The following is a 26,653-nucleotide window of genomic DNA, read 5'->3' as shown; positions in this document are numbered from 1 at the left end:
AAGAACTTATAACTTCCCATTGGGAATCAGTGATGTTGGTTGGGTACATATTTGCAAATTTTCTCCAACCAAATTACCGCTGATTCCTTTTTTCTCATTCCTCACATCTGTAAAATCTTAAATTTTTACAGGCTCTTAATCGTTTATCCAATTTTAGGTTATTTTTTGGGGCATGTTTACCCTTCGTCACCCACTTTTGGTTTGCCCTGCCCTACTACGGTTTTTACTTTTGGTTTGCTGCTCCTGAATGGAAAAAAATGCCCACTTGCCATTCTTATCATTCCTTTCACTTGGTCGATTATCGGGTTTATGGCAGCATTCCAGTTTGGTATTGTGGAAGATACGGGTTTGTTGGTAGCGGGTTTGAGTGCAGCTTCTTTACTGATCTATCGGAATAGAATGTTGTCTAAAAAAGAGGCTTCTATTTTATGAAATGTGAGAAAATTGCAACTTACAATTAAAATTATGTAACACTTCCGTAGTAAAACCCGCTAGCTTTGCGCTATTCTAAAATAGATTGAAAGAAATGGTTAAGAATTATTACTACTTGATTGCAGGGTTTCTTGCGATTCTTTTTTCCATTACGCACGCATGGAATGGACAATCTATTGTGCTGCCATCTCTCAATGTTGATACAATATCCGTAGGTACAAAAACGATATTCTTTTATGTTTGGCACATTATCACAGCAGAAAATACGCTCTTTGGTTTATCTTTTCTTTTTATGTCGGTTCACAAAGATTTGTCAAAAGTCAGATTTGCAGCGTGGATGATTGCGATTTTAATGATTGTTCGCCTGACCGTTATTCTTGGCGGAACATTATTGTACAATGCTTCAGCACTTAAAAATACAGTAATAGATTCAATTGCAATTGTTATTTACGTTTCGCTTATTGTATTAGGCATAAGGGTAAAAGATAAGCAATCTAGAGAATTATTGCTAAAAAAGGATTGAATACTGAGAGGGGGCCTTTTTTCAAAAATAAATAATTATACCAATCTGAAATGGAATTTAAAACTTTTCAAAAATATTTCTTCAACTGTTTTCTTTTAACCATCCCTGTTTTATTATGGGATTATGCGTTCACAGATAGATTGCCCCAAGTTTTTCAAGCTGAAAATTTCTCAAAGGGCATTCCTTCTTTTATCATCAATATTGAAAATGGTTCAAGATTACTAATGTTCATCTTTATTTCATTAATACCCATTGAAATGCTGAAACCCATTCAAAAAAAGGGACTTGTTTTATATGTGATAGGAACCCTACTCTATTTTGCTTCATGGCTAATGCTAATGTATTTTCCAAACAGCACGTGGAGTAAAAGTGCGTTAGGGTTGTTGTCTCCTGCTTACACACCTTTGTTTTGGTTAGTTGGTATCGGGTTAATTGGAGATTCTTTATACTTTAATATTCCCTACAGAAGATGGTGGTATTTTTTCATTGTCATCGTATTTCTAATTTTTCACAACTGGCATACTTATTTAATTTATTTAAAAATAGAGTGATGGTTAAACAACCAAAAACAACAAAAGATTATGAATGTAGCTTCAAACCTTACTGCCATCAAAATTGTCCATACCCTCATTTGGGCTTTTTTCAATGTGGTACTATTCTATATGGCTTATGCAGTCATCGTGAATAAAATTGACAACTTCGTTTGGATCGGTATTGCGCTTATCTTAATAGAAGGGGTAGTCCTGCTGATGTTCAAAAGAATGTGCCCGCTTACCATTATGGCTCGTAGATATTCTGATTCAGAGAAGGATAATTTTGATATTTATCTGCCAAATTGGTTGGCAAAATACAACAAGTTGATTTACACAATTTTTTTTATCCTCATTGTTTGTGGCATAATTTATAGAAAGTTAATCCAAGACTTATGAAAGCAATAATCTGTACGAAATATGGAGCACCCGAAGTTCTTCAGATAAGGCAAGTAGAAAAACCTACGCCGAAGGATGATGAAGTGCTCATAAAGATATACGCAACAGCTGTAACGGCAAGCGATATTTTTATCAGAAGCTCTAATGTACCTATCCAAGTTCTAATACCGATGCGTATTATGTTAGGTTTGTGGAAACCGAGAAAGTCTATCATAGGACTGGTATTAGCGGGAGAAATCGAATCAATAGGTAAGGACATCAAAAAATTCAAAATAGGCGACCAAGTTTATGGGCTTACTGGATTTGGACTTGGTGCTTATGCCGAGTACAAGTGTATGAAAGAGAATGATTCAACTTATGGCTGTTTGACCATAAAACCGACAAATATATCCTATGAAGAAGCGACCGTAGCTGCGTATGGTGGACTTTTAGCATTTCAATCTTTGGAAAAAGGTAACATCCAACCTGGGCAAAATGTGCTGATTTATGGCGCCTCGGGAACATCGGGTACCATAGCCATACAATTGGCTAAATACCTGGGGGCAAAAGTTACAGGGGTATGCAGCACGACAAATTTGGCATTGGTGAAATCGCTGGGAGCTGATGATGTAATTGATTATACCAAAGTGGATACTTTAGACCCAAATGTTCAATATGATTTTATACTTGATGCTGTTGGTAAAATGAAAACATCAAAATTGAAAAAGGCATGTAAAAAAGCGCTTGCTCCCAAAGGAAAATATGTCTCCATTGATGATGAAAAATTAATGTTAGATTCTAAGCGTCTTGATTCCATCAAAGAGGTTATAGAGGCTGGACATATAAAACCCATTATCGATAAATGTTATTCATTTGAAGACATTGTCGAGGCACACAGATATGTGGAGAAAGGGCATAAAAAAGGTGGCGTAGCAATATTAATAAACAAAAAAGAATAACCAATAATAAAATGAAGCAATTTTCTATTCAATCAATTATACAAAAAGGAGGGCGAATTATGCTGATTATGCTTTCAATCTTGATAACCTGCACACTCATTCTTGTAGGCATGCTGTGGATCATAAGTCCCGGAAAACCTGAACCCTTTTTGGATGAAAACGGAAATCGGTTGGCAGGTAGCATTTCTGAAAAAATCCATATCAATATAAATGGCCTGGATCAGGGTATGTTCATCAAGAGCAAAGATGTAAAGCACCCAGTATTGCTTTACCTGCATGGTGGTCTACCTGATTATTTCCTAACCCAAAAGTACCCCACGGGTCTTGAAGACTATTTCACAGTGGTTTGGTGGGAACAAAGGGGTTCAGGACTTTCTTACCGTGCCAACATTCCCCCAGCCTCAATGACGCTGGAGCAAATGATAGCGGACACAAAGCAGGTAACGAATTACCTACGCAAGCGCTTTGGACAGGAAAAAATTTACCTCATGGCACATTCAGGGGGGACCTTTATTGGCATACAAGTGGCTGCGCAAGTGCCTGAATTGTACCACGCCTACATTGGCGTGGCTCAAATGTCGGCTCAGCTTAAATCTGAAAGCCTTGCCTACGACTATATGCTTAAGCAGTTTAAAAAGCAGGGAAACAAAAAAATGGTCAGAAAATTGGAGTCAGCACCAGTCACGCTGACGGATGGAATCCCGGATGCCTACCTTTACCTGCGAGATGAAGCCATGCACAGCCTTGGCATAGGTACCACGCATGCCATGCATTCAATATTCACTGGTATTTTTTTACCCTCGCTTGCCTGTCGCGAGTACACGTTGATGGAAAAGATCAATATGTGGCGTGGCAAATCCCGCTCGGGCGTTAGCTCACTGTGGGATAAGATGCTGGTCACGGATATGGCCAAACAAGTTCCAGCGCTTGCTATTCCGGTCTATTTTTTTCATGGCATCTATGATTACACAGTTTCTTACCATTTGGCAAAGGACTATTTCGAGCAGCTAAAGGCACCGATAAAGGGCTTTTACACATTTCGACAATCAGCACACAGCCCTTTGTTTGAAGAACCAGAAAAAATGCGACAGATTTTTGAGGAGGATGTATTTGTCGGGAAAAACAAGCTTGCAAATATACAATAAATAATTGTAAAAGTTTAGCACCCCACCACCTTTCCAAGATTTTCTTATACCTGGCATTGTTTTGTTCACTGTTTTAGGGCTTTTTCCCAGCTTGTTGGTCTTTGCTTTGTTGAAAAAACCAAGCTCCCGATTGGCTGAGCAATTTAATTTTTTCCAGGATATGCATTGGTCCTGGTCTTTCAGTATTTATGTCGCTTTTGCCCTCATCATCTGGATACAAGTCGAAACCATTTATGTACAAGGGGTAAGTTGGCTGCAAACCTTTTACATGCTTTATGCCATTCCACTCATTTTTATTGCGCTGTTGCCTCAGGTAAGAATTTTTTATAAAAAGGAATAGACTTATGGATACCTACAAAGGAACAAGAACACCACTGAAATTTTTCCTGCTGGTTTATGGGTTTTCAATTCCACTATGGATCATTGAAACCATGATTGACATAAAAGGGCTACCCTTAGATATTCCCATAACGGACATCGCCGCCGCGTTCACACCATTGATTGTAGCCAGCATACTCATTTACAAAGAAGAATGGCATAGTGGGGTTAAAAGACTGTTTCAGCGAATTTTAGATTTTTCCAGGATTACAAAAAAGATATGGTATGTGCCGATTATTTTTCTGCCATTTTTACTGTATTTGTTGATCTACCTCATCATCTATTTTATAGAATTGCCCCTTCCGCGCACATTTTTCATTCCTTTTCAATCTATTCTTTTTATTTTTCCCTTGTTTTTTATCGGAGCAATCTGTGAAGAAATCGGCTATATGGGTTATGCCATTGACCCCATGCAAGAACGGTTTGGCGCATTAGCAGCAAGCATCATGATGGGCATACCTTGGGTAATATGGCATTACCCATCAATCATTCAACAAGGACACCATCTAAGCTGGATAGCCTGGGCAACGCTCGGCACAGTTGCAGTAAGAGTGTTGATTGTTTGGATTTATAATAATACCGGTAAAAGCTTATTTGCCTGCATACTATTTCATACGATGTTGAATTTAGGCAGGCCTTTGTCCCCACAGGATGACCTGCACAATCCATTGGTCGATTATCCTGAAATTCACTATTCAGTTTTTGCAATCACCGCTGTTGTTGTCGTCTTTTTGTGGGGAGCAAAGACCTTAGCAAGGTATAAATACCATCAACCAGCGCCCAATCATGAATAACCAAGCACCAGAAAATAAGTCAGCTATCAAATTCTTTCTATTGGTGCTTTTACTTTCCATCCCCTTTTGGATATTGGCTGCGTTCACCAGAGATTTAACCAAAATACTGCCCATTAAACTCCCAATCAGTGCGTTGATGACTTTTTGCCCCATGTTGGCAGCAATAATCCTGGTTTACCGTGCAAGAAAAACTCAAGGCGTAAAAGAACTATTGCAACGAGCCTTCGACTACAAAAGAATCAAGGATAAAAAATGGTACCTCCCTATTGTTTTTCTGATTCCTTGCATCGCCGCGCTATCTTATGGATATATGAAATTGACCGGAGTGGTGCCAACCGAACCAAAAATATCGTTTTTAGCTGTGGTTATTTTTTTCTTTGTCTATTTTATTGGTGCCATTGGCGAAGAGTTGGGTTGGAGTGGGTATGTTATTGACCCTTTACAAAATCGGTATGGGGCATTAAAAGCAAGCATCTTATTGGGATTGCTGTGGGCACTGTGGCACATTATCCCTTGGAGCCAAGCCCACCAAACCCCTGTCTGGATCATCTGGCAAAGCATCGGTACCATTTTTTTGCGGGTCATCATGGTCTGGATATTCAACAATACTGGCAAAAGTGTTTTTGCAATGGTTCTTTTTCACACCATGATGAACATCAGTCCCTATCTCATCCCCAATTATGGCGCCCACTACGACCCATTTGTATTTAGTGTTTTGTTGGGCATCACTGCAATCGCAATAACCTATTTTTGGGGAGCAAAAGCCTTGGCTGAATAATTACTCCATCACGTACCAGCTGTAGCAAAGCAACAATGTGTGAATTCTGCAACTCTTCGCTATGATTGTGTAACACTTCTCCTTCTCAATCCGCTACCTTGGTATACTAAAACCTATCAATTACCCACAAATCTTCCGAATTGAGTTTGTGGTTGATATTGAGCATTTTACCGTGGTCTCAGAACCCCCGACCCCTAAAGGGGAGTACGTTTTCGGGTAGTAACCAATCGTAAAGCACCTTACAAAAGGCTTATTTTTAGGCTAACGTAAGCTGTACTCCCCTTTAGGGGTCGGGGGTTCTGAGACAAAAGCACAATCTCGCATTCAATGTGCGGATTTGTGAGCAATTGACAGATTCTAAAACAGGTAAACATTTATGAAAAAGGAAAAAAAAGCAGCGGCCAAAAAGACACCTTCTCCAGCTCAAAAAAAGATTGCAGAAGTAATGCATGAATTTAAAGAAGGTGAACTACACTCTGGGAAAAGCGACATCATCGTCACTGATCGCAAACAGGCGATTGCGATTGCACTCAGTGAAGCCGATGAACTAGAAGAAGGAGAAACCCCTAAAAAAACCGATTGAGTGCGTGCTATGTAGTGGAACTGTATTAATCGACATTTTCAACTTGATCGGTCGATTAATACAGTTTCATTACTTAAAATCGAGGCAATGTCACTACTCATCCCAATTTAGAAATCATATTGTCAATGGCTTTTTTAAGTGCTGCAATTTCATTTTTTAATTCCGCTACATCTTTGGCTCCGGCAAAGGGGGCATCCTTTTCTTCCGCGTCTCTTCCAATAAAAAAAGTGGCTAATGTAGCCGTAACATAGCCAAAAATTGCATAGCCAAATATTGCAATTAGAAAGGCAAGTCCTCTGCCTTCAGGAGTTGACGGATAGTATTCACTCCCTGCGGTAATCACCCTCATCGCTGTCCACCACAATGCCATACCATAACTGTCAAACCCCGGATAAGCTTTCTCAATGGCATACATGCCTGCTGCACCAGCAAATGTGACGACAAGGGTCAACAAAAAAACGTAGCCAAAAGCTCTTCGTCTCATTGTAGCCGCAAGGCTCTTCATACTGCGGTTAATGGAAGATACAACCCTAACCAAGCGAATGCCTCTTATACCTCTCAACAAACGTGCAAATCGGAAAACGCGAAATATTCTTAATGCAGGAATAAGTAGTGAAATGGCAGTAAGCCAATTCTCTTTTAGAAAAATAAGCTTACCAGGTGCAAGAATGAATTTGATGATAAAGTCAACAATAAAAATCAGCCAGATGGTAAGGCTCAAATAGTCTAATGGTTTGGACAATCCCCATATCAATTCTACAATCAGTAACACAAGCCATACAAAACCTAAAAAAATCATTGGTCCTTCAAGCAATCTCTCTATGGATAAAAGAAGTTTTTTTCTTTCATTTATGGATGGTCCTTTCATCTGGTTTATTTTTTACAACATTAAATTTTAGACATGCTCTTAATCTTTAAAACCCTGCAACGCAGAGCTTGGTTGTAAACCTCTTATCTGCTTTATGCCATTCCACTCATTTTTGTTGCGCTATTGCCACAGGTGATTTAAAACAGCAAAAACCCTTTGTATCTTTGTCAATAAAAAAAATGCCCTACCCTACTTTCCGCGAAGCGTTCCAAGTGTGGCTCAAAGTAGCGCTGTACAGCTTCGGTGGCCCCGCCGGGCAAATCGCCGTGATGCACAAATACATCGTGGAAGAGAAAAAATGGCTGGGGGAAAACCGTTTTTTGCACGCCCTCAATTATTGCATGCTGCTGCCGGGGCCTGAAGCGCAGCAATTGGCCACCTACATTGGCTGGTTGCTGCACAAAACCCGGGGCGGGCTTATGGCTGGTGGCTTATTTGTGTTACCGGGTTTTGTGTCCATTTTGATCTTGAGCATTTTGTACGCCCTGTGGAAAGACCTGACTTTTGTACAAGGCATTTTTTACGGCATCAAACCCGCTGTGCTGGCCGTAGTGGTGGGTGCAGTCATCAAAATTGGCAAAAAGGCGCTCAAAAACGAAGTTATGGTCGGCATTGCCGTTTTGGCTTTCATCGCCATCTTTTTTTTCAAAATCTCTTTTCCTTACATCGTTTTGGCAGCGGGGTTGATTGGCTATTTCGGAGGTAAAATCTGGGAAGAAAAATTCTACGTCATCAAAGGCCACGCGGATGTAAAGGAGAGTGAAACGGGTTTGATCGACCAGTACATTCAAGCAGAACGACCTTCTTTGGTCAAAACCTTGGGGGTAGCGCTCTTTTGGCTGGCCATGTGGCTGTTGCCGGTAGTAGCATTGATCTTGATTTTGGGAACCGAAAACGTGTTCAGCAAACAAGCCCTGTTTTTTAGCCAATCGGCCATGGTCACTTTTGGGGGCGCATACTCTGTACTGGCCTACATCTCACAAAAAGCCGTAGAAACCTATGGCTGGCTGCAACCGGGCGAAATGCTCGACGGCCTGGGTATGGCAGAAACCACGCCTGGGCCACTCATTCAGGTGGTGCAATTCGTCGGTTTTATGGGGGCTTTCCGCAATGCAGGCACTCTGGACCCAATTTTGGCTGGCGTACTCGCCTCAGTGCTCGTCACCTGGGTAACTTATCTGCCTTCCTTCTTGTTCATTTTTACCGGAGCGCCGTACATCGAATACCTCCGGGGCAATAAGTCCTTGAGCACTGCGCTTTCGGGTATTACCGCTGCGGTGGTGGGCGTTATTCTTAACCTAGGTATCTGGTTCAGTTTGCATACCTTGTTTGCTGAGGTAGGTGAACGGAATTTTGGGCCTTTTTACCTTCCAATCCCCCTCTGGAACACCATAGACTGGGGCGCTTTAGTGATTACCCTTGCCGCATTGATTTTTACTTTTCGCCTGAAGTGGGATATGTTGAAGACAATCGGCGTTTGTATTGTATTGGGATTGATTTTTAAATTTTTCATTCTTTAAACAGTTGTTGAAAAAATGTGGACAATCTGTTTGGCATTTTGAATTGGGACAATGTGGCGCAGCGGTATGCTACGGGGTTGAAGTTGGTGAAGTGATGTGAGTTCGGGGAATTTTGATACCAAAGCGACAATAATAGCAGCGCGGATGACGCGGATGACGCGGATTTACGCGGATTTTTATCCCGCCTTCGGCGTGATTGGGATTAGATGAGCCACGAATTACACGAATTTTTCACGAATTTAGGCATTCACTGCGTTCATGTCAACGTGCTTTCGCGCAAACGAAGTTTGTGCCTTAATTCGTGAAAATTCGTGTAATTCGTGGCAAAAAACTTTGCCGCAGGCAAAGCAAAATCCGCGTAAATCCGCGTCATCCGCGCTGCTATTATTGTCGCTTTGGTATCAATAGTCCCCAGACTCAGTTGGAACTGATCTAATGCATAATATTGAAAAAACACTCAATTTTGTATCCTTTAAAGCCACCGCAAATTGCGCGCTAAAAGCACTTGCTCAATATTAAAGGGCTAAAATCAATGATATTGGGATAAAGCATTCACTATTTTGAGAATAAAATTTAAATATCTATTTTCACCATGCTATAAAACCATACTTACAACCAAGGACCAAGCAATAAGTATGTTCAACAAAATTCAACCTCACTAATGGAAGACATTCACTGGGACGACATTCTCTACGACATCGAAGAACAACGCGCCGTGCTCCTCCTCGGCCACAACTTCTTGCCCAATGCCCACGAGCAACTCAATGCCGCATTGACCGAAAAACTCGGCGACAAACTGCTCCATTTTTACACCCGCGACGGCCTCTTCCTCTTCAAGGACAGCGACGCCAAAACCACCGCCCAACAAGTAGCGGCCCGTTTTTTCAAAAACAACCCACCCGAGGACGCGATTTTGAAAAAAATTGCCGAAATGCCCTTTCGCCTGATGGTCTCGACGAATCCCGACAAGTTTTTGCTCGATGCCTTTGCCCAATACAAACTGAACCTGCAATTCGATTATTTCTCCAGCAACAACAAGGAGCAGGAATACAAAATCGAGCGCCCCAGCGAGGAGAACCCCTTGCTCTACAACATCTGCGGCAGCGTGGAAGACCAGGAATCCCTGATCCTGGACTACGACGATTTGTTCAAAATGTTAAAAACCCTGCTGACCGACCTCAAAGTCCCCAACGAAATCCGCATGCCCCTGATGAAAACTAACACCTATATCTTTGTGGGTTTTCATTTCGAGCGCTGGTACACCCAACTCTTTTTGCGCTACCTGAACATGAATGAAAACCAGTTCGACAACAACAACCGCAACTATGTCCTAAAAACCACCTTTCAGGACGCGGACATGGAGCGCTTTTTTTTGCAGCAATTCAACATCAAATTCATCGGCGCCGACTGGTCGTTTTTTGAGGAATTGCACCGCCGCTTCGCCGAAAAATACCCCGCCAAACTGCGCAAATTGATCAATCAACTTTCGCCTACCGCAGCAACGATTGACCAATTGGTGGCCAAAAGTGAATACGACTCGGCTTTTTCCATGCTCAAAATATTTGAATCCCAGTTCGACAGCGATGATCAACAATTGCTGACCATGACCCAAAGCACCTACAGCCAATACCTGCAAGACAAAAAAGAAGGCATTGTACTGACCGAGCACCTGAACAGCGCCTTGGCGCGAGTGCGCAAAAACATTCTCGAACTCTCCCAAAAACTCCAATAAATGGCTGGCACCCAATCCCGCTACCTCGGCGTGCAGCCCTTTAAAACGAGCCACCGCCACCTATTCTTCGGCCGCGACAAAGACATCGAGGACCTGCACGATTTCATCCTGCTCGAAAAACTCGTCGTGCTCTTTGGCAAATCCGGCTACGGCAAATCTTCCTTGCTCAATGCCGGCATCATGCCCCGGCTCATGGACGAGAAGCAGCCTCCTTTGTTTCGCTTCCAACCCGTGGAGGTGCGCTTCACCCACTACGCCGAAGGCCAGTCGCCCGCGCCCCTGGAAACCCTGAAACGCCTGCTGCGCGACCTGCCTACCGACCCTGCCGCCGATTTTTTGACCGACTTGGTGGAAGGCGACACCCTCTGGCTGCACTTCAAACGCCGCCAGACCAGCACCAATGGCCAGTATGTGCTGCTCTTCGATCAGTTTGAAGAGTTTTTTTCCTACCCCGCCGAGCAACAGGAATGCCTGCGGCGGCAATTGGCGGAATTGTTGTACACCGAAATCCCGCAGTCGGTGCGGGCCAGGCTCGACGAGCTAAGCCCCGAAGCCCGCCGTTTTTTGGCGCAGCCCATGAACATCAAGGCTGTCTTTGCCATCCGCAGCGACCGCATGAGCCAGCTCGACTCCATGAAGGACGTGCTACCCGCCATCTTGCACAAACGGTACGAGCTGCGCCCCCTCACACCCGCGCAGGCACGTGAGGCCATCGTCAAACCCGCCCGCATCCCAGGGGAACACTTTGCCTCTCCGCCCTTTGAATACACCGAAGGCGGCCTGCAAGCCATCATCCGCGCCCTGACCACCAAAACTGCGGAAAGTACAGAAACCGTCGCCACTGGCATCGAAGCCTTCCAACTCCAAATCCTCTGCGCATACCTGGAGGGCCTGGTCAAAGACGGCAAAGTACCCGACCTGGACAACAACGGCCTGCCCGACATCACCGCTGCCCAACTGCCCGACATGGGCCAGCTCTACGAAAACTACTACTACCGCAAACTTGACGAACTACCCGCCGAAGCCCGCAGTAAAGCCCAACGGGTACTCGAAGACGCCCTGCTGGCCGAAGACCCCGCCACTGGCGAAGGCCGCCGCAAAAGTGTAGACCGCCACGACCTCCTCCAAATGGGCCTGAGCGAAACCCTGCTCAACGAACTCGAAAAAACCTACCTCATCCGCCGCGAACTGAACACCGTGGGTGGTTTTAGTTTCGAAATTTCGCACGATACCCTGGTGCTGCCCATCCAAAAAGCCAAAAAAGTCCGCCAGGCGCTGGAAGAACAGGAAAGGTTGCAACAGGAACAAATTGAGAAGGAAAAACAACTGGCCGAAGAACGGCGCAAAAGGAGAAGGGCTACCTGGCTGGCGGTGGCAGGGCTGGTGCTTACTGCCATTGCATTGGTGGCTACCTTTTTTGCCTTAAACCAAACCCGTATGGCCAACGGCAACGCAAAAGTAGCGGTGGATGCGCTATTGAACGTGGCTCAAGATGCTGTATACCATTTAAAATACGAGGAAGCTTTACCTTCCTTACTTGCTGCAGCAAAACTGGGGCAAAACAAAACCAAAGTGGCGCAGGCTTTGCAAGAAATTGCTTTTGTACGCCTCGAATCGGGTCAAAAACTTAGGGAAACTGCTGACCTTATCTCCCAAATTGGAAACTTGCTGGGGAAATCGAAGCCAACGCAACGCAACTTATCCATTGTGCAAATGCGGCAAATGCTAAAAGGTCTGGATGCCAACCACTACGATGTATTGATGGGCCGGTATTTTCCAGTGATGCTCAGCGTTTCAAAAGGAACTTTCCAAATGGGCTGTGATTCCACGATTGATGAGAACTGTCAAGAAGATGAAATCCTCCATACCGTTCAACTCAGCCGTTTCGAACTGGCGCGCACCGAAACCACCTTTTGGCAATGGGGTTTGTACTGCGCGGCCAATCGCTTGGCCTTGCAGGATTATTCTCCGAATTGGGGCATTGATGGCGACAATCCAGCGGTGAATGTAGACTGGTTTGATGCATGCGCTTATGCCAATTGGCTGAGCAGCAGATTTGGACGTAGTGCAGCTTACAAGATTGACTCCATGGAAAAAGCAGACCATTACGAATGGGCGGTAAGCCTGGACACAACAACATCCAATGGCTTTCGCCTCCCCACCGAAGCAGAATGGGAATATGCGGCGCGTGGCGGCCTCAAAAGGCAGCCAATGGTTTACAGCGGTAGCGATGATCTCGATGTAGTTGCTTGGTATGATGAAAATTCAATCATCAATGGTGTACAACGTACCCATCCGGTGGCTGGCAAAAAGAACAATCAACTCGGCTTGTACGACATGAGCGGCAATGTATGGGAATGGTGTTGGGATTGGTATGAGGAATACAATCTTGACATGAAAATCAATCCACGTGGTCCAGATACTGGCTCGCTCCGGGTGCTTCGCGGCGGGTCGTGGAACGTCTACGCGGAGGCGTGCCGCGTTGCCTTTCGCCAAAGAGACTTTTCGGAGCTCATGGACAACGACGACTGTGGGTTCCGGTTAGCCAGGACGTTTTAGCTTTTATCTTTTTTACCTTTTAGCCTTTTGCGAAGAAAAAAGCAGGGAAGAAGGGGGAATACACGCGGTGTGTTCCCCCTTCTTCTGTATGTGCGTATAGGGTATATATGCCTGAAGGTGCCTGAGTGGGCGCTGAAAGCGAAAAAACGAGCAGTTCGGGTCATTCAGATTGATCCGAATGAAATAGAGGAAAATATCCTGATCACCGCATGGATGGATACCATTGAATTAGAAGAAGGGCAAGCGGCGGTTGATGAATTGGTGATCTATACAGTGCTTACTGTGGAGACGAAGGTGAAGTGTGTGGCTTTGATTGAGGAGTGGATTTTGGGGGAGGTGACGGTTGAGGAGATGAAAGGGAGGATTGAGGCGGGAGTTGGGTAGGTTTCTGCCTATTAAATTCTATGTGAAATGCTTGATAACCTGGGAGATGTTATTTACTTTTACAATAGCATAAAACCATCACGTGTTTATTGGTAACTAACGACTAAGGAAAAGGTACAATGCGGATTTTGGGTAGTCGATTGTTGTTAATTAATGAAATTATGGACAATAAGAAGAAAATAAAAAAGTAAAAATGAAAATAAGTGATGACTTTAAAGCAATTGCCTACAAAACTGCTAATCAAGTAATTGAGAAATTTCGTAATAAAGAATTGAAGGATAAGAACGAAGAACAAATTGTCATTGAAGCAACAATGATAAAAGTGGGGATTGATAAAATTCCGTCAATAATTGATAAACAAACTCAATCAAGAAAAAATAGAGGAATTGAAATAACAGAGGATTTTATATTATTTATGATATGCAAAAATAATCATTTGTTTAATAGGACTAATGAACGCTTTAATTTAGAGGAACTGGAAGAGTTAAGTGTAGAGGCAATTATCGCGGATTGGAAAAATACTAAAAACGAGTTTGATGGAGTTGAAAAATATTTCAACACAAAAGACGAACATTTTAACAACAACGCTTATTATTGGCACCTTCATTTGAGAGATAGTAACTTATTCCCTGAGATTGAATTGCCATTTGAGATATTATCAGAGTATTTGTATTTTTTGGACAATTTCAGGACGCCCATTACCTGCGTTGAAAAGTTGAAGAAAAAAATGGATGAATACAATTTGACAAAAGAGCAAAAGATTTTTATTTACGACAAGATAAATGGCTTAATTGCTAATGCAGACACGGGTACTCAAAACAACCTTGCGCATATAAATATTGAAGTTTTAGACAGTCGTTGGAGCTTAGAGCCTTATCAAGATTTAAACATCGAAAAATACTCAATAGAATTCATTGCCGAAGAAGCCTTAAAAATTGATGACCTATATGAAAGACTAAAATTTCTAAAACATCGAAAAATAGAATATGAAAGAGAAGCAGAAAATATTGGTTGGGATATTGGACTGAGTGATGAGATTCAAGTAGAAATAGAGGTGTTGGAAAAAAGAATGAATGATAATAAATTTAATACGAAACCTGCAGGAGCAATCGAAAACATACTTACTAACGTTCAAGAGTTTATAAAAAAAGGTTATACAATTGAGGCAATAAATTATTTGATTGACAATAGATTATCTGAAAATGAATCAGTTAAACGAGATATTTATCTTTTATCGGGCCAATGGGAAGAATTGGAGAGGAAAATAAATTTAGGCCTGATAAACGATGCAGATGCAGGACTGACAAGAAATAGAATTTCCAATGCAATTTTAAAAATTACAAATGAATTTGGAAAATAAAAAATTAGGAAAACGATGCACTGCAGCCAACGGCCGCGTGCTAATGCTCAAACTTCACTCGGTGGCGAGTGCGGCAACGCGACCGTTGTCTGTTATTCAAAACGCGACATAAATCCAGGATAATCATGGAGTATCATTTAATTCCGCCTTTTTTTATTGTCTCAGAAGAATCTTCATTTCATGAAGCATGGGAATACTTTTGTCTAAAATTGCTAAAATTTGAGAATAATTCTAACGATATTGTAAAAAGAAAACCACCTGAAAAAGGTGTTGATTTGTTCTATAGAGAAAAAAAAAGAGCATATCAATGCAAATCAGTTCTCGATGGAATTGATAAAAAATTCAACATAAGCATTGCTAAAGATTCTTTAAAAACAGCAATTGAAGCTAAAGAAGAAATTGGATGGAAGGATTACCATCTCTGTACCAATGTTGAATTAACAGGACAACAGATTCAATCACTAAAGGAGATTTTTTCTGATATTGTCGTCAAAGATAAGTCCTATTGGCTACATCTTTGCGAAAAATATCCTGATGAAGTGAAAAGAAATTTTAGACAATTAGTAAGTGTTAGTCGCAAAACTCCAACTCAAATTTTAAATGATTCACTTGAAAATGATTATTCGAATAAACAAAAACAACTCCTAAACAAAAGCGCATTTCCTATCTTGTTTTACTATGACAAACACAATTTTGTCTATGAGATGAAAGTCTCCGATGAGTTTACTGGTGAGGACTTATTGCAACTGATATTAGATAAGTTTAAGCTACCTCCAACTATCAAGGTTGACGGAACTCCTTATAACGAAAAATACACAGCCATAATAAACATAAGTTACCATCTGTTCTTAAAAGACAGCGAAATAGATTTGCAAAAAACACTTACAGAAAATAGAGTGACGACAAATAATATTGTGACTCTATATATTAAAACAGAAATTGATTTGAACAACATAAATGATATTAAATTCGATTCTAGAAAATATGAAGGCACAATTTTAGCAACTTTAACAACTTTAAAAAAACTTTTTTTAAAAAAGGCGGAAATAGAAATTATTAGATTGCTAAATGGCGCTCCTTTTTAGCACAATAGCCTAAAATTTAGAACTTAAGTTAATGTATGCCAACCTTCATCCAACTCAATCCCGATTCCCTCTAGGCTTTCTACCATTTTTCACTTCATAAGCATCAACATGCTCCTTTTCCAATTGTTTTGCCTTGGCGCGTCCGGGGATTCCAGTGATTAAAACCCGGGCGAAAAACCGAACACAATTGGCAACCGCGTTGTACAAATTAAGTTGTTCTCGGATTCTTTTGGAGTAATCATCTTTACCAATGGGGTGACCACAAATGCCGTATTTAAACACGTCATCGTCTTCTTCTGAATCCAGGATTTCGTAAAGGTGATGGAGCTTTTTGTTGTTGAGGGCATTCCCGTGTTTCCTTTTCACTGGTATTTAAGCTTTCTTCCAACCGGAGCGGTTTTGGTACGTTTCGAAATTGTATTTCGGCAAATAGGTCATTGGTTCGCCTGTTTTTTGAGCATAAGCGTCCGTAGCCAGGTAGAGCAAGGATTCAAAGCTGTACTCAATCGGCATTTTTTCAGGCAGTTGCAGCACTTCTTCAAACGTACTTCTTCCGTCGGCTACTGCTGCACACCGGACGTATAAAAAATCATCCACCGATAAAAAGCCATCTTGGGCAATCAGTGTGGCAGCATAAATTTGGCCATCGAGTTGCCAGAGTTTATGCGATAAAATATCTTGAAACTGTTGAATTTTGGCAATCGGTAGAGCGGAAAGTTGATGGAGAGCGGGTTTCATGATGTCCTCCTCTTCTTCTTTTGCCCAGTCAAAAGAATCAATAATCGCCCAAAATTCTGCCTCTGTTAAAGTATCGCCGTTTTCGTTTTCGTCCAGAATCCGAAGTTCCACCATTGACGAGCCATACCGCGCTTTCCAATCGCGCAGCAGTTCATCATCAATTTCGTCCATATTTACCCGTAAGACTGTGGTCATTACAATGATTTTGTTGGGTAAATTAAATCAATTTGTGCAAAAAATCAAATGGCGTCTAAGATAAGGTTTCCCCCGCTAGCCCAGGTCTTGCTCCTTTACAACACATACACTCGAAAAGCCTTAGCCATTTTATATTGAGCATAAGCGCGTTGAGCACAAGTTTCCATAAATCCGAGGGTAGACTCACTCTGTTCCATCGAGAATTTACCTTCGGAAGCCAGCGTCACTACGGTCAGGCGGAATCCTATTTCCTCCCCAGCAATTTTAAAATAATCATAAACACCATAGTCCAGAACGTAAAATCGGTACAAATCTGCGTCCTCTACTTTTTCAAGCCAATTGGGATCATTGATGTTTTCCTCGATGAAATCCATCGCATCTTTGTCGATTCGTCCAGACCAGTCTTTGTATATTTCCTGTACAAAAGGCGCTAGTTCCGCTGTCGCAATGCTTGATTTTAATGCCAGGGTGATGCTCCCACCTTCGCCTTCAACACAATCGAAAACTTCACTGGGATAATATGCCTCAACTTCTTTTTGAAAGTTTGCTTTTGAAACATTTTTGGGGAGAGTCGTGGTCGCTTTAACCACGAAACCAATGTGGAGATATGCACCCATAATGGATTCAGTTTAGTTAGGGAATTAATTGAAAACAAATTTAAATAAAAAACTTTAATTTAAAACAAATAAAATTAAAAACGTTGTGCTTATTTTGCACCATCGCCTAAATTAAAAAAAGAAGAAGCGGAGTTCGTTTTAGCAAAAACTTAAAATAGACTTGTGGCAAATTGATAACCAAGGAATTATTAGGCAACGACCAGCGGCAGCGCCGCCAAAACGTCTGTAGATTTAATGCGCGACACCAGCGTAAAGGTGCAGAGCACCGCAACAGCTTCTTCCTAGTTGCGGTGCTCTGCACCTTTATTTCACAAATTGACATTTCATGCTACAGACGTTTTGGCGGCGCTGCCGCTGGTCGTTGAGTCTAGGATTACTAAGTTTCCTGATTATCAATTCACCTCAAGCCCAATATTGTTAAGACTGGCAAGCCACCAACAGTTTCCAAAATGGAAATACTTCATTAGGAAAATTACCGCTGAACATTCAACGCCCTCCCCACCGCCTCATCCCCCTTCAACGCATCTCCTGGCAGCGGATATTTTTCATTAAACACCTTCAAATCCAGCTCCGTCAAAACCGTATTTCCCGTTTCATCAAATTTCCCATCCTTCAAGACCCCTGCCGTATTCAAGCCCAAGTGCTTCGCCAAAAAAGCATACGCCGCTTGCCGTTTGGACGCATTGTAATCGTGTTTTTCCTGGGGAAAATGCGCGTTTTCCACCTTGTCTTCACTTTTGTAAAACCCATAAATCCGTTTCACAAAAGGGTATTCAAAATCGGGCGTGTTTTTGGTCCAATCATCGCCATCGGAAATGAGGAGCATGGGTTTGGGGGCAAATAGCGCCGCAATCTCTAGGTTGGAGGTGATATGCGTAGGGCGTTTGTGTACAGGCATGCCACTTTCACAACTACAGCCACCAAAAAAATGCCCCGATACCATCACCACTGGCACCGACACTTTGATGCGTTCGTCCACGGCCGCCAACATAAAGGTTTGGGTGCCACCACCCGATTCCCCGCTCATGGCCACGCGGTTTTTGTCCACTTTAGGCAACGAGAGTAGGAAATTGAGGACGTAGGTACTGTTGATGAGTTGGAGTTTCAGTGCCTTTTCAATTTTGTGCTCGCAATATTTGGAGTCGCCTAGCCCCACCATATCGTACGCAAAAACTGCCGCGCCCATACGCGCGAGCGTGGCGCAACGTTGTTGGACGTATTCCTTGTAGCGGGGTTCGGGGCCGTGCCCATGTGGCGCAAGAATAGCCGCCAATTTGCCCTTCGTATTGAGGGGCGTGTAAAGGTTGCCCGTCACGTAAATACCCGGGAGGGATTGGAACGAAACATTCTCAACAGCGTAGCCATTCAAGGCTTTGCGGCTATGGATGCTGATGTGTTTGGGCTTTTTGAGGCTTAGTTCTTTGATTTCGGCACCGTCCAGAATGCCTTGCCGAATGAGTTGAGCGCGTTTTTCCCAACTGGCCTGGTCATTGTATTTCTCGGCTACGGCTTTGTGGACCTCCACGGCTTGGGCTTCGGTGTAGAAATTGCGTTGGCAAAGCTCGGGTTTCTCGGGGTTGAACTGGGCAAGAAGGGTGGTGCTGAGTGCCAAAAGGAAAGAGAGCAGGAGCTGATTTTTCATTTGTAGGTGTTTTGATCGATTTTCAAATTTATGATAAAAATCGCAATGGCTCAGCGATTCTATTTTGAAAAGCAGATGGGCCTTAAAGTCTACTTGTTATCCACCTGTTAAACTATAAATTATACAGGCAAGGCATCTCGATTTCGCTTATTTTTGCAGCACCAAAATTAAAATCATCAACCATGAAAAACGTATTCGCTGCATTTTTGACCTTCGCCTGCCTGTTTTTTGCCCAAACCCTGATGGCGCAAACAGCCAACGCACCCCAGGACGAAGTAAAGGTGGTTACCGTAAAAGTGAGCGGCGTATGCTGCAACGGTGACTTGGCAACCATTAAAAAGAAACTGGTCAACCAGGAAGGCATCGATTCAGTGACTGCCGATGATGCCAAAAAAGAAGCAACCAACATCAAGGTGACTTACCATACCGGGATTGTTTCTGAAGCAAAAATCCGCAGCTTGATTGAAAAAACCGAAGGTTGTGAAAAACCTGGGGATCTGCCATACAAGGTGAAAGCGGTGACGTACTTGTAACCAAGCTTCCCATTCAAAGTAGACACGAGTTGTCTCAACTATTTTTAGAAGTTTACTAAAGCGACATTTTTTATCACAAAGAAAACACAAAGGTCCACAGAGGACACAAAGGCCGTCAACGTCTAACTTTGTGTCCTTTGTGTCCTCTTTTTTATTCTTTGTGTTAAAAAAATGTCGCTTTGGTACTACGTTGTAACCACAGGGTCGCTTTTTCCCCGAGCACTCCCATTGGTAAAATCACGCTACCATGCGCTTTCTTCTCCTGCTCATTTCCCTCTTCCCCTGTGTCCTTTCCGCCCAAAGCATCAAAGGCAAAATCTTTGGCAAAACCCCCTCCGGCAATGAAATCCTGCCCGGAGCAACCCTCACTTTGGTAGGCTCTACCCAAGGCGCAGTGAGCAATGAATTTGGCGTATTTGAAATCCTGGTACCCACCAATGCCGACCCTCGTTTGGCAGTCTCTTTTTTAGGCTTCAAAACCGATACCGTAGCCATTGCGGGACGCACCTATTTTTCCATATACCTCGAACCTGACGCCAAATACCTGGAAGCCGCCACCGTCGTAGCGCAGCAAGGAGGCTCTTTCATCTCAGCCTTACAAGGCATCAAAGTTGAAGTCATCAACCAAAAAGAACTCACCAAAGCCGCCTGTTGTGATCTGGCGGGTTGTTTTGAAACCCAGGGCACCATCCAGGCCCAAACCACCAACCTCCTGCTCAATAGCAAAGAACTGCGCATCCTTGGACTCTCTGGAACCTATAATCAAATTCTGGTGGACGGTATGCCGATGATTTTGGGCAGCACCTTTACTTATGGCATCAGCAGCATCCCCGGCACTTTGGTCGATCAGATTTTTGTTGCCAAGGGTGCCAATTCCGTCTTGCAAGGATTTGAAAGCATCAGCGGCCAGGTCAACGTAGTACTGAAAGACCCTAAACCTGACAAAGAAAAATTCTTGCTCAACGCCTACCTCAATTCCTTTGGGGAAAAACACCTCAACGCCAATTTTTCGACCACTTTGGGCAAAAACTGGAAAAGCCTGACTTCCCTGCACCTGGTGCAACCCGCTGGAAAACGCGATCGGGATGAAGATACTTTTTTGGACTTGCCCCTGCTGACCCGTTTGGCGATTTACCAAAAATTCACACTGGGCGATGAACAAAGTGCGGGCTGGAGCAGCAAAATAGGCTTGCGTTATTTGGACGAAAAGCGCATCGGCGGACAAACCACTTTTGACGCCAAAAATGACCAGGGCTCCAACCAAGTCTATGGCCAAGTGGTACAATACCAACAACCCGAACTGTACACCAAAACCGGCTATCGTTTTAATCCCCAGTCAAAAATATCCCTGATTGCCTCGGCCTTTCAGCACCAGCAATCGGCTTGGTTTGGCGTCACCCAATACGAATCCAAACACCTGAACGCCTACGCCAACCTGCAATACGAGCAACTTTGGGCGCAAAAACACGACTTGAAGTTTGGCTTCAGCTACCGCCACCTCAGCCTGGACGAGACCATCCGTTTTTCCAACAATGACCTGGAGCGTACTTTTGCGGGCGACTACCGGCGGCAGGAACGCACCCCGGGGATGTTCGCCGAAAACGTGTTCAACTTTGAGCAATTCAGCATCATTGCCGGAGCCAGAGTAGACCACCATCGGCAATTTGGCTGGCAATTCGTACCGCGCCTGACCCTGCGCTACAATGCGGGTGATGCCACGGTGATTCGTGCCAATGTGGGCCGGGGCTTGCGCTCGGTCAACTTGTTTGCCGAAAACATCTCTTTGCTCATCAGTTCTCGCGACATTCAATTTTCGGAATCGCTGGATTTGGAAAAAGCCTGGAATACCGGGGTCAACCTCACCCATACAGCTACGGGCGAGACCTTGGTGGCCACTTTTTCGGTCGACCTGTACCATACCCGTTTTCAAAACCAGATTTTCCCCGATTACGATAGCGACCCAAGTTTGGCCATCATCCAAAATTTTCGGGGTACTTCTATTTCTAATGGCTTTCAGTTCGATGCCAAATTTGTGTTGGCGAAAATTTTTGAAGCCAAGTTTGCCTACAATTTTCTGGATGTGTACCGCCGCACTGGCGAGCAAAAAATCCAGTTGCCCTTCAATGCCCGCCACCGCCTGGTCAGTGCATTTTCTTACGAGCCCAAAAACAAACAATGGCACGCCGATGTAAACATGCATTGGATGGGCCCACAACGTTTGCCGAATACCCAATCCTTACCGGAATCGTTCCGGCAGCCGGATTTTTCGCGCGCATTTTCAGTAACCAATGTGCAGTTTACCAAGGTTTGGAAAAAACTGGATGTTTATGCAGGTTGTGAAAACCTCTTCGATTTCCGCCAAATTCGCCCCATCATCAATTGGCAAAATCCTTTTGGCGATTATTTTGATACGGCTTTTGCCTGGGGGCCTACGCGGGGAAGGGAGTTGTATGTGGGGGTAAGGATGAGATGGTGATTTTATAAAGCGTCCAAATCACCATCTCATTTAGCGGCCATTTTATTTAAAAATCTTCCCCTGTGCCTCCAGTTCCTTGTATTTCTCGATGTACATTTTATCTAAGGTCTCCGAATCCTTGTACTTCAACCGCAGTTTAGCCAGTTTTTTGTGCAGTTCTGCCCTTACCACGGCATATTTGGGATCGTGGTACACGTTTTTCATCTCGTTTTTGTCATTCGTCCGATCGTACAACTCCCATTCATCGATGTCGTAATAAAAATGCACCAGTTTGTATTGTTCGGTTACAATTCCGTAGTGCCGCTTGACCATGTGGACGCTGGGGTACTCATAATAGTGGTAGTATGCCGCATCCCGGAAGTTTTTTCCCTTGCCTTTAAAAATCGGGATCAGGCTTTCGCCCTGCATGTCGCCAGGGGGCTTGATGCCCGCAGCTTCCAGGAAAGTTTGGGCAAAATCGAGGTTTTGCACCATTTGAGAATTGCGGGAACCCGCTTGGATCACCCCAGGCCATTTGACCAAAAGTGGGGTTTTGAACGACTCATCAAAAATGAACCGTTTGTCGAACCAGCCATGCTCGCCCAGGTAAAACCCTTGATCGGAGGTGTACACCACAATGGTATTTTTGTCCAGGCCATTTGCTTTCAAAAAATCCAGCACCTCTCCTACCCCCTCGTCCACGGAGGCAATACACCCCAGGTAGTCCTGCATGTAGCGCTGGTAGCGCCAACGCATTTGGTCTTCCTGGGTCATCTTGGGGTAGTTTTGGATGAATTCCTCGTTCATTTTGCCGTATACCGCGTCCCATTCTTTGCGTTGGGCCTCATTCATCCGTCCAATCGTACCGTTGTAATTGCGTTTGTCGTAAGGATGAGACTCTTTGATGCCCAATTTGTCCATGTTCTCAGGGGAAATTTTGGAATCACCCGCCCAGTTCATGTGGGTGAGGAGGTTCATTTCCTGTTCTTTGGACGCTCGGCCCCGGCCTTCGTAGTTGTCGAAAAGAGTAGCAGGCTCCGGAAATTTGCGCTGAATGAATTCCTTGTAATGGCGTTCAGCCGGGAGCCATTCGCGGTGGGGCGCCTTGTGCAGGTACGCCAGAAAGAAGGGTTTATCTTTCTTCCGTTCGTTTTTCAGCCAATTGAGGGTCATACTAGTGATGAGGTCCGTGACATAGCCCGTCAACTTGATGTTTCCTTCCTTTTTCGTGATAAAATCCGGGTTGTAATAATTCCCTTGATCGGGCAGAATTTTGAATTCATCAAACCCCTTGGGGTTGTTGCCAAAATGGAGTTTGCCAAACATGGCTGTTTGGTAGCCATTGGCTTGCAGCAATTGGGGAAAAGTGACATTGGTGGTGTCAAAGGGGAAATAATTGTCCACCTTCCCATTGAGGTGGCTGTGTTTACCCGTGAGGATGACCGCACGCGAGGGCGCACAAATCGAATTGGTGACACAGGCATTGGTAAACAGCATGCCTTCTTTGGCAATGCGGTCGATATTGGGGGTTTGTAACAATTTATCGCTGTACGCCGAGATCGCCTGGTAGGCATGATCGTCGGACATAATGAAAACGATGTTGGGACGCTCTTGTTTTTGGGGTTTAAAGGACCAAAAAAGCAAGGCTCCGACTCCTAACAAAAACAAACTGATGTAAGCTCTTTTCATGCGACTGTTCTTTTGAGCAATGTTAAGAATAAAACCATACTACTGGAGATTTTTGTTTTTCAGACGCGGAGGACATGAATAGCCCCTGGGGTCATGGAAACGCCCTCTTGATCGGGCTTTAGCCCAAGCCTTAATTTCAAACGAGGGCTAAAGCCCAGATCAGAGGGTATTACGCCAACCCCAGGCTAAAGCCAGGGGCTATTCATGTCCTCCGAGCCCAATATCCAAGAGTTTGAGAATAGGAAACCTGTACTAAGTTTTGGCTATCCCAGGAATGGCCAGCGTAAAATAAACCGCAATCAGCAAAGCCATTACTCCACTCAATGCCAGGGTGGCCGCTGCTCCAAATTGCCACCAAATTAGCCCGGCCAATGAACTGGCCAGCATGGTGCAAATGCTTTGAAAAGCCGAATAAGTACCGATGGCTGTTCCTGTATCCTCTTTGGCAGAGATGTTGCTGATCCAGGCTTTGGAGACTCCTTCGGTAGCAGCGGCATAAAGGCCGTACAACAAAAACCAGGCTGCCAGGACATAGGCATTGCTGGTGGTCGCCATACCCAAATACACGATCCCAAAAAGCAATAAACCAACGCTGTACATTTTTTTGAGCCCGATTTTATCCGCCAGGATACCCAAAGGAAAAGCAGCCAGTGCGTAAATGAGGTTGTAAAAAATATACAGCCCGATGACCCAGGTGTCGTTGAGCCCGCTGGCCTTGGCTTTTAGCAGGAGAAAAACATCCGAGCTATTGAACAAGGTAAAGGCCAAAAGCCCGAGCAGCAGTTTGCGGTAATCCACCGGGCTTTTTTTCCAATAACTCAAAAAGGAGAGGAAAGTGGTAGTGGTATTTTTTTTAACCAGCAGCGACTTTTTTTCCTGTAAAAAAAATGAGGCTGCTACCGCAAACATCCCCGGAATAAAAGCAATGTAAAACAAAGTAAGGTAGTCTTCGGGGTAAAAATAGAGGTACAATAAAGCCAAAAGGGGCCCTAAAACCGCGCCAAAAGTATCCATCGAGCGGTGAAAACCAAACACCTTACCCTTGGTTGCAGGAGTAGCCTCGTCGGAAAGTAACGCATCCCTTGCCCCGGTGCGAATCCCTTTGCCAAAGCGGTCGAGGGTACGGGTAAAAAATATCCAGATTGGGTGGATGAAAAAGGCCATCATGGGTTTGGACAAGGCGCTTAGGGCATAACCGATTTGTACAAAAGGGACCCTTCGGCCCATGTTATCCGACAATTGGCCAAAATAGCCCTTGCTCAAGCCCGCAGTAGCCTCGGCTACACCTTCCAGGATTCCGATCAATACAATTGAAAAACCGATACTTTTGAGGTAAATTGGCATGATCGGGTATAACATTTCGCTGGCCGTATCGGTGAACAGGCTGACGAGGGATAAAACCCAAACGCTGCGGGTGATGTATTTCATACCAATGCATAATTTGTCATGAACAATTGACCATGAACGTTTTATTGACGTATTTTCAACATTTTCAAACCTTAAACAAGGAATGCCAGGATCAATTGCTGGCCATTTCCAGGTTACAGTATTTGAAAAAAAACGATGTTTTGCAACCCATTGGCCACACCTGCAAAACCATCTACTTTGTACAAAAAGGCATCGCCCGCATTTTTTACTACAAAGACGGGATCGACATCACCGAGTGTTTTGCTGCCGAAAACCACATCATTGCCCGGGTAGAAAGCCTGTTTACCCAACGCCCCTCGCAAAAGGGCATCCAAATCATTGAAGCGGCGGAAATTATCGCCATCAATGCTACTCAACTTTTCGCCTTGTACGACCAATATCCCACTATTGAGCGACTATTTCGCAAAATCTTTGAACAAGGTTATGTCGAAACCGTGAACCGCCTGGAAAGCTTACAGTTTTATAGCGCGGAGGAGCGCTATTTGAATTTGCTCAACGAAATGCCCGATTTGTTGCAGCGGGTGCCACTCAAATACATTGCCTCTTACCTCGGCATTACACAGGTGAGTTTGAGCCGGATTCGAGCCAGCATCAAGTGATTATTTATCAATTGTTAAAGGATGCCATTGAAAAACCCTGGAGTTTTGTACGGTAATTCAAAACGTATACTTCATGGAAGCAATTGGCACAAAGCAGTCACACTGGGATCAGGTTTACACCACCAAAGCACTGGAACAAAGTAGTTGGTATCAGCCCATACCCAACATTTCCCTTGGTTTTACACAACAACTTTCAATCGCTAAAGACGACGCCATCATTGACGTGGGTGGAGGGGATAGCCTACTCGTAGACCACTTGCTGGATTTGGGTTATCAAAACATCAGTGTCTTGGACATATCCCCCAAGGCACTGGAAAGAGCCCAAAACCGTTTGGGTGAGCGGGCCAAAACCGTCAAATGGATCCTAGCTGATGCGGCCAAGTTCGAGCCTACCGAGCAGTACGATTTTTGGCATGACCGGGCTGCCTTTCATTTTTTGACTACAGAAGCGGACATTCAACACTACGCACAAACGGCTGCTCAAGCCATCAAACCCGGTGGTTTTTTGGTCATTGGAACCTTCTCAGAGCAAGGGCCGAAAAAGTGCAGTGGCTTGGAAATCAAACAATATTCGGAACAAGACTTAGTGCAAGTTTTTGAAAATCAATTCAATAAAATATTTTGCCAACAATCTAATCATTTGACTCCATCCCAGGCTACCCAACAATTTACTTTTTGTGTTCTTCAGCGTACACATTCCAATTAATCCACATCGCTGGCTTTGTTCACACAGATTTGAAAAATACATA

At 43.9% G+C, this 26,653-nt stretch carries 26 protein-coding genes; 19 read left to right on the top strand and 7 right to left on the bottom strand.

Annotation, left to right across the window (positions count from 1 at the left end; all coding sequences use genetic code 11):
• Positions 1-39 precede the first annotated feature (39 nt).
• The 9 genes from ACEW9O_RS15940 (at position 40) to ACEW9O_RS15900 (ending at position 6,500) form a co-directional block, all read left to right on the top strand.
• Positions 40-432, top strand: coding sequence for a DUF6064 family protein (locus ACEW9O_RS15940; RefSeq protein ID WP_373551173.1), 393 nt, complete (start codon positions 40-42; stop codon positions 430-432).
• 94 nt (positions 433-526) lie between these two features.
• Positions 527-955, top strand: a complete 429-nt coding sequence (locus ACEW9O_RS15935; RefSeq protein WP_373551172.1) for a hypothetical protein — start codon at positions 527-529, stop codon at positions 953-955.
• Between the two features lie 50 nt (positions 956-1,005).
• Positions 1,006-1,506, top strand: coding sequence for a hypothetical protein (locus ACEW9O_RS15930; RefSeq protein WP_373551171.1), 501 nt, complete (start codon positions 1,006-1,008; stop codon positions 1,504-1,506).
• Positions 1,507-1,880: 374 nt separating this feature from the next.
• Positions 1,881-2,822: an NAD(P)-dependent alcohol dehydrogenase gene (locus ACEW9O_RS15925; protein WP_373551170.1), complete on the top strand. Its 942-nt coding sequence runs from the start codon at positions 1,881-1,883 to the stop codon at positions 2,820-2,822.
• 11 nt (positions 2,823-2,833) lie between these two features.
• Entirely contained in the window at positions 2,834-3,967 is a 1,134-nt protein-coding gene (locus tag ACEW9O_RS15920; protein WP_373551169.1) for an alpha/beta hydrolase, read from the top strand.
• Between the two features lie 130 nt (positions 3,968-4,097).
• The gene (locus ACEW9O_RS15915) at positions 4,098-4,307 is read left to right on the top strand and encodes a hypothetical protein (RefSeq protein WP_373551168.1); all 210 of its coding nucleotides are present in this window, start codon (positions 4,098-4,100) and stop codon (positions 4,305-4,307) included.
• Positions 4,308-4,311: 4 nt separating this feature from the next.
• Complete coding sequence (locus tag ACEW9O_RS15910; RefSeq protein ID WP_373551167.1) at positions 4,312-5,139, top strand: CPBP family intramembrane glutamic endopeptidase; 828 nt, start codon at positions 4,312-4,314, stop codon at positions 5,137-5,139.
• Complete coding sequence (locus ACEW9O_RS15905; RefSeq protein WP_373551166.1) at positions 5,132-5,917, top strand: CPBP family intramembrane glutamic endopeptidase; 786 nt, start codon at positions 5,132-5,134, stop codon at positions 5,915-5,917. The genes ACEW9O_RS15910 and ACEW9O_RS15905 overlap by 8 nt, the downstream gene beginning before the upstream one ends.
• A gap of 376 nt (positions 5,918-6,293) precedes the next feature.
• Positions 6,294-6,500: a DUF6496 domain-containing protein gene (locus tag ACEW9O_RS15900; RefSeq protein ID WP_373551165.1), complete on the top strand. Its 207-nt coding sequence runs from the start codon at positions 6,294-6,296 to the stop codon at positions 6,498-6,500.
• 97 nt (positions 6,501-6,597) lie between these two features.
• Here the strand turns inward: ACEW9O_RS15900 and ACEW9O_RS15895 are convergent, their stop codons facing one another.
• Positions 6,598-7,368 carry an ion transporter gene (locus tag ACEW9O_RS15895; protein ID WP_373551164.1) on the bottom strand — a complete coding sequence of 257 codons (771 nt, stop codon included), beginning with the start codon at positions 7,366-7,368 and terminating at the stop codon, positions 6,598-6,600.
• Between the two features lie 179 nt (positions 7,369-7,547).
• Here ACEW9O_RS15895 and chrA point away from each other — a divergent pair, with 179 nt between their 5' ends.
• The 6 genes from chrA to ACEW9O_RS15865 all read left to right on the top strand — a co-directional run bounded on the left by chrA (position 7,548) and on the right by ACEW9O_RS15865 (position 16,008).
• Complete coding sequence (gene chrA, locus ACEW9O_RS15890; protein WP_373551163.1) at positions 7,548-8,888, top strand: chromate efflux transporter; 1,341 nt, start codon at positions 7,548-7,550, stop codon at positions 8,886-8,888.
• 661 nt (positions 8,889-9,549) lie between these two features.
• Positions 9,550-10,620 carry an SIR2 family protein gene (locus tag ACEW9O_RS15885; RefSeq protein WP_373551162.1) on the top strand — a complete coding sequence of 357 codons (1,071 nt, stop codon included), beginning with the start codon at positions 9,550-9,552 and terminating at the stop codon, positions 10,618-10,620.
• Positions 10,621-13,179, top strand: a complete 2,559-nt coding sequence (locus tag ACEW9O_RS15880; protein ID WP_373551161.1) for an SUMF1/EgtB/PvdO family nonheme iron enzyme — start codon at positions 10,621-10,623, stop codon at positions 13,177-13,179.
• Between the two features lie 117 nt (positions 13,180-13,296).
• On the top strand, positions 13,297-13,563 hold the full coding sequence (locus tag ACEW9O_RS15875) for a hypothetical protein (protein WP_373551160.1): 267 nt from the start codon (positions 13,297-13,299) through the stop codon (positions 13,561-13,563).
• Positions 13,564-13,756: 193 nt separating this feature from the next.
• A complete protein-coding gene (locus ACEW9O_RS15870) occupies positions 13,757-14,923 on the top strand; it encodes a hypothetical protein (RefSeq protein ID WP_373551159.1) in 1,167 nt (388 codons plus the stop codon).
• 125 nt (positions 14,924-15,048) lie between these two features.
• The gene (locus tag ACEW9O_RS15865) at positions 15,049-16,008 is read left to right on the top strand and encodes a hypothetical protein (protein WP_373551158.1); all 960 of its coding nucleotides are present in this window, start codon (positions 15,049-15,051) and stop codon (positions 16,006-16,008) included.
• 54 nt (positions 16,009-16,062) lie between these two features.
• Here the strand turns inward: ACEW9O_RS15865 and ACEW9O_RS15860 are convergent, their stop codons facing one another.
• The 4 genes from ACEW9O_RS15860 to ACEW9O_RS15845 form a co-directional block, all read right to left on the bottom strand.
• Positions 16,063-16,374: a hypothetical protein gene (locus ACEW9O_RS15860; protein ID WP_373551157.1), complete on the bottom strand. Its 312-nt coding sequence runs from the start codon at positions 16,372-16,374 to the stop codon at positions 16,063-16,065.
• A gap of 6 nt (positions 16,375-16,380) precedes the next feature.
• On the bottom strand, positions 16,381-16,941 hold the full coding sequence (locus ACEW9O_RS15855; protein ID WP_373551156.1) for a DUF4240 domain-containing protein: 561 nt from the start codon (positions 16,939-16,941) through the stop codon (positions 16,381-16,383).
• A 95-nt stretch (positions 16,942-17,036) separates the two neighbouring features.
• A complete protein-coding gene (locus ACEW9O_RS15850) occupies positions 17,037-17,558 on the bottom strand; it encodes a hypothetical protein (RefSeq protein WP_373551155.1) in 522 nt (173 codons plus the stop codon).
• Positions 17,559-18,030: 472 nt separating this feature from the next.
• The gene (locus ACEW9O_RS15845; protein ID WP_373551154.1) at positions 18,031-19,200 is read right to left on the bottom strand and encodes an alpha/beta hydrolase family protein; all 1,170 of its coding nucleotides are present in this window, start codon (positions 19,198-19,200) and stop codon (positions 18,031-18,033) included.
• A 182-nt stretch (positions 19,201-19,382) separates the two neighbouring features.
• On the opposite strand from ACEW9O_RS15845, the gene ACEW9O_RS15840 reads away from it, so the two are divergent.
• Both ACEW9O_RS15840 and ACEW9O_RS15835 read left to right on the top strand, forming a co-directional pair.
• Positions 19,383-19,733 (top strand): heavy-metal-associated domain-containing protein, encoded by a 351-nt coding sequence (locus ACEW9O_RS15840; protein ID WP_373551153.1) that lies wholly within the window; start codon positions 19,383-19,385, stop codon positions 19,731-19,733.
• Between the two features lie 247 nt (positions 19,734-19,980).
• A complete protein-coding gene (locus ACEW9O_RS15835; RefSeq protein ID WP_373551152.1) occupies positions 19,981-22,209 on the top strand; it encodes a TonB-dependent receptor domain-containing protein in 2,229 nt (742 codons plus the stop codon).
• Between the two features lie 42 nt (positions 22,210-22,251).
• Here ACEW9O_RS15835 and ACEW9O_RS15830 read toward each other — a convergent pair whose 3' ends face one another.
• A complete protein-coding gene (locus ACEW9O_RS15830) occupies positions 22,252-23,877 on the bottom strand; it encodes a sulfatase (RefSeq protein ID WP_373551151.1) in 1,626 nt (541 codons plus the stop codon).
• A gap of 252 nt (positions 23,878-24,129) precedes the next feature.
• The gene (locus ACEW9O_RS15825) at positions 24,130-25,305 is read right to left on the bottom strand and encodes an MFS transporter (protein ID WP_373551150.1); all 1,176 of its coding nucleotides are present in this window, start codon (positions 25,303-25,305) and stop codon (positions 24,130-24,132) included.
• Positions 25,306-25,337: 32 nt separating this feature from the next.
• Between ACEW9O_RS15825 and ACEW9O_RS15820 the strand changes: the two genes are divergently transcribed.
• Positions 25,338-25,904: a Crp/Fnr family transcriptional regulator gene (locus tag ACEW9O_RS15820; protein WP_373551149.1), complete on the top strand. Its 567-nt coding sequence runs from the start codon at positions 25,338-25,340 to the stop codon at positions 25,902-25,904.
• A 73-nt stretch (positions 25,905-25,977) separates the two neighbouring features.
• Positions 25,978-26,610: a trans-aconitate 2-methyltransferase gene (locus ACEW9O_RS15815; RefSeq protein WP_373551148.1), complete on the top strand. Its 633-nt coding sequence runs from the start codon at positions 25,978-25,980 to the stop codon at positions 26,608-26,610.
• Positions 26,611-26,653 lie beyond the last annotated feature (43 nt).

The sequence above is a fragment of the Haliscomenobacter sp. genome, from assembly GCF_041740695.1.
Classification (GTDB): Bacteria; Bacteroidota; Bacteroidia; order Chitinophagales; family Saprospiraceae; genus Haliscomenobacter.
Note: the sequence above shows the minus strand (reverse complement) of the source record. Positions and strands in the feature narration are given on the sequence as shown.

What these genes read in the sequence shown, in the direction of transcription:
- ACEW9O_RS15855 (WP_373551156.1), bottom strand. Translation starts at nt 16,941, where the DNA reads ATGACCACAGTCTTACGGGTAAATATGGACGAAATTGATGATGAACTG.
- ACEW9O_RS15930 (WP_373551171.1), top strand. Translation starts at nt 1,006, where the DNA reads ATGGAATTTAAAACTTTTCAAAAATATTTCTTCAACTGTTTTCTTTTA.
- ACEW9O_RS15910 (WP_373551167.1), top strand. Translation starts at nt 4,312, where the DNA reads ATGGATACCTACAAAGGAACAAGAACACCACTGAAATTTTTCCTGCTG.
- ACEW9O_RS15870 (WP_373551159.1), top strand. Translation starts at nt 13,757, where the DNA reads ATGAAAATAAGTGATGACTTTAAAGCAATTGCCTACAAAACTGCTAAT.
- ACEW9O_RS15935 (WP_373551172.1), top strand. Translation starts at nt 527, where the DNA reads ATGGTTAAGAATTATTACTACTTGATTGCAGGGTTTCTTGCGATTCTT.
- ACEW9O_RS15835 (WP_373551152.1), top strand. Translation starts at nt 19,981, where the DNA reads ATGCGCTTTCTTCTCCTGCTCATTTCCCTCTTCCCCTGTGTCCTTTCC.
- ACEW9O_RS15900 (WP_373551165.1), top strand. Translation starts at nt 6,294, where the DNA reads ATGAAAAAGGAAAAAAAAGCAGCGGCCAAAAAGACACCTTCTCCAGCT.
- ACEW9O_RS15865 (WP_373551158.1), top strand. Translation starts at nt 15,049, where the DNA reads ATGGAGTATCATTTAATTCCGCCTTTTTTTATTGTCTCAGAAGAATCT.
- ACEW9O_RS15830 (WP_373551151.1), bottom strand. Translation starts at nt 23,877, where the DNA reads ATGAAAAGAGCTTACATCAGTTTGTTTTTGTTAGGAGTCGGAGCCTTG.
- ACEW9O_RS15925 (WP_373551170.1), top strand. Translation starts at nt 1,881, where the DNA reads ATGAAAGCAATAATCTGTACGAAATATGGAGCACCCGAAGTTCTTCAG.
- ACEW9O_RS15895 (WP_373551164.1), bottom strand. Translation starts at nt 7,368, where the DNA reads ATGAAAGGACCATCCATAAATGAAAGAAAAAAACTTCTTTTATCCATA.
- ACEW9O_RS15845 (WP_373551154.1), bottom strand. Translation starts at nt 19,200, where the DNA reads ATGAAAAATCAGCTCCTGCTCTCTTTCCTTTTGGCACTCAGCACCACC.
- ACEW9O_RS15820 (WP_373551149.1), top strand. Translation starts at nt 25,338, where the DNA reads ATGAACGTTTTATTGACGTATTTTCAACATTTTCAAACCTTAAACAAG.
- ACEW9O_RS15880 (WP_373551161.1), top strand. Translation starts at nt 10,621, where the DNA reads ATGGCTGGCACCCAATCCCGCTACCTCGGCGTGCAGCCCTTTAAAACG.
- ACEW9O_RS15840 (WP_373551153.1), top strand. Translation starts at nt 19,383, where the DNA reads ATGAAAAACGTATTCGCTGCATTTTTGACCTTCGCCTGCCTGTTTTTT.
- ACEW9O_RS15920 (WP_373551169.1), top strand. Translation starts at nt 2,834, where the DNA reads ATGAAGCAATTTTCTATTCAATCAATTATACAAAAAGGAGGGCGAATT.
- ACEW9O_RS15905 (WP_373551166.1), top strand. Translation starts at nt 5,132, where the DNA reads ATGAATAACCAAGCACCAGAAAATAAGTCAGCTATCAAATTCTTTCTA.
- ACEW9O_RS15815 (WP_373551148.1), top strand. Translation starts at nt 25,978, where the DNA reads ATGGAAGCAATTGGCACAAAGCAGTCACACTGGGATCAGGTTTACACC.
- ACEW9O_RS15825 (WP_373551150.1), bottom strand. Translation starts at nt 25,305, where the DNA reads ATGAAATACATCACCCGCAGCGTTTGGGTTTTATCCCTCGTCAGCCTG.
- chrA (WP_373551163.1), top strand. Translation starts at nt 7,548, where the DNA reads ATGCCCTACCCTACTTTCCGCGAAGCGTTCCAAGTGTGGCTCAAAGTA.
- ACEW9O_RS15885 (WP_373551162.1), top strand. Translation starts at nt 9,550, where the DNA reads ATGGAAGACATTCACTGGGACGACATTCTCTACGACATCGAAGAACAA.
- ACEW9O_RS15850 (WP_373551155.1), bottom strand. Translation starts at nt 17,558, where the DNA reads ATGGGTGCATATCTCCACATTGGTTTCGTGGTTAAAGCGACCACGACT.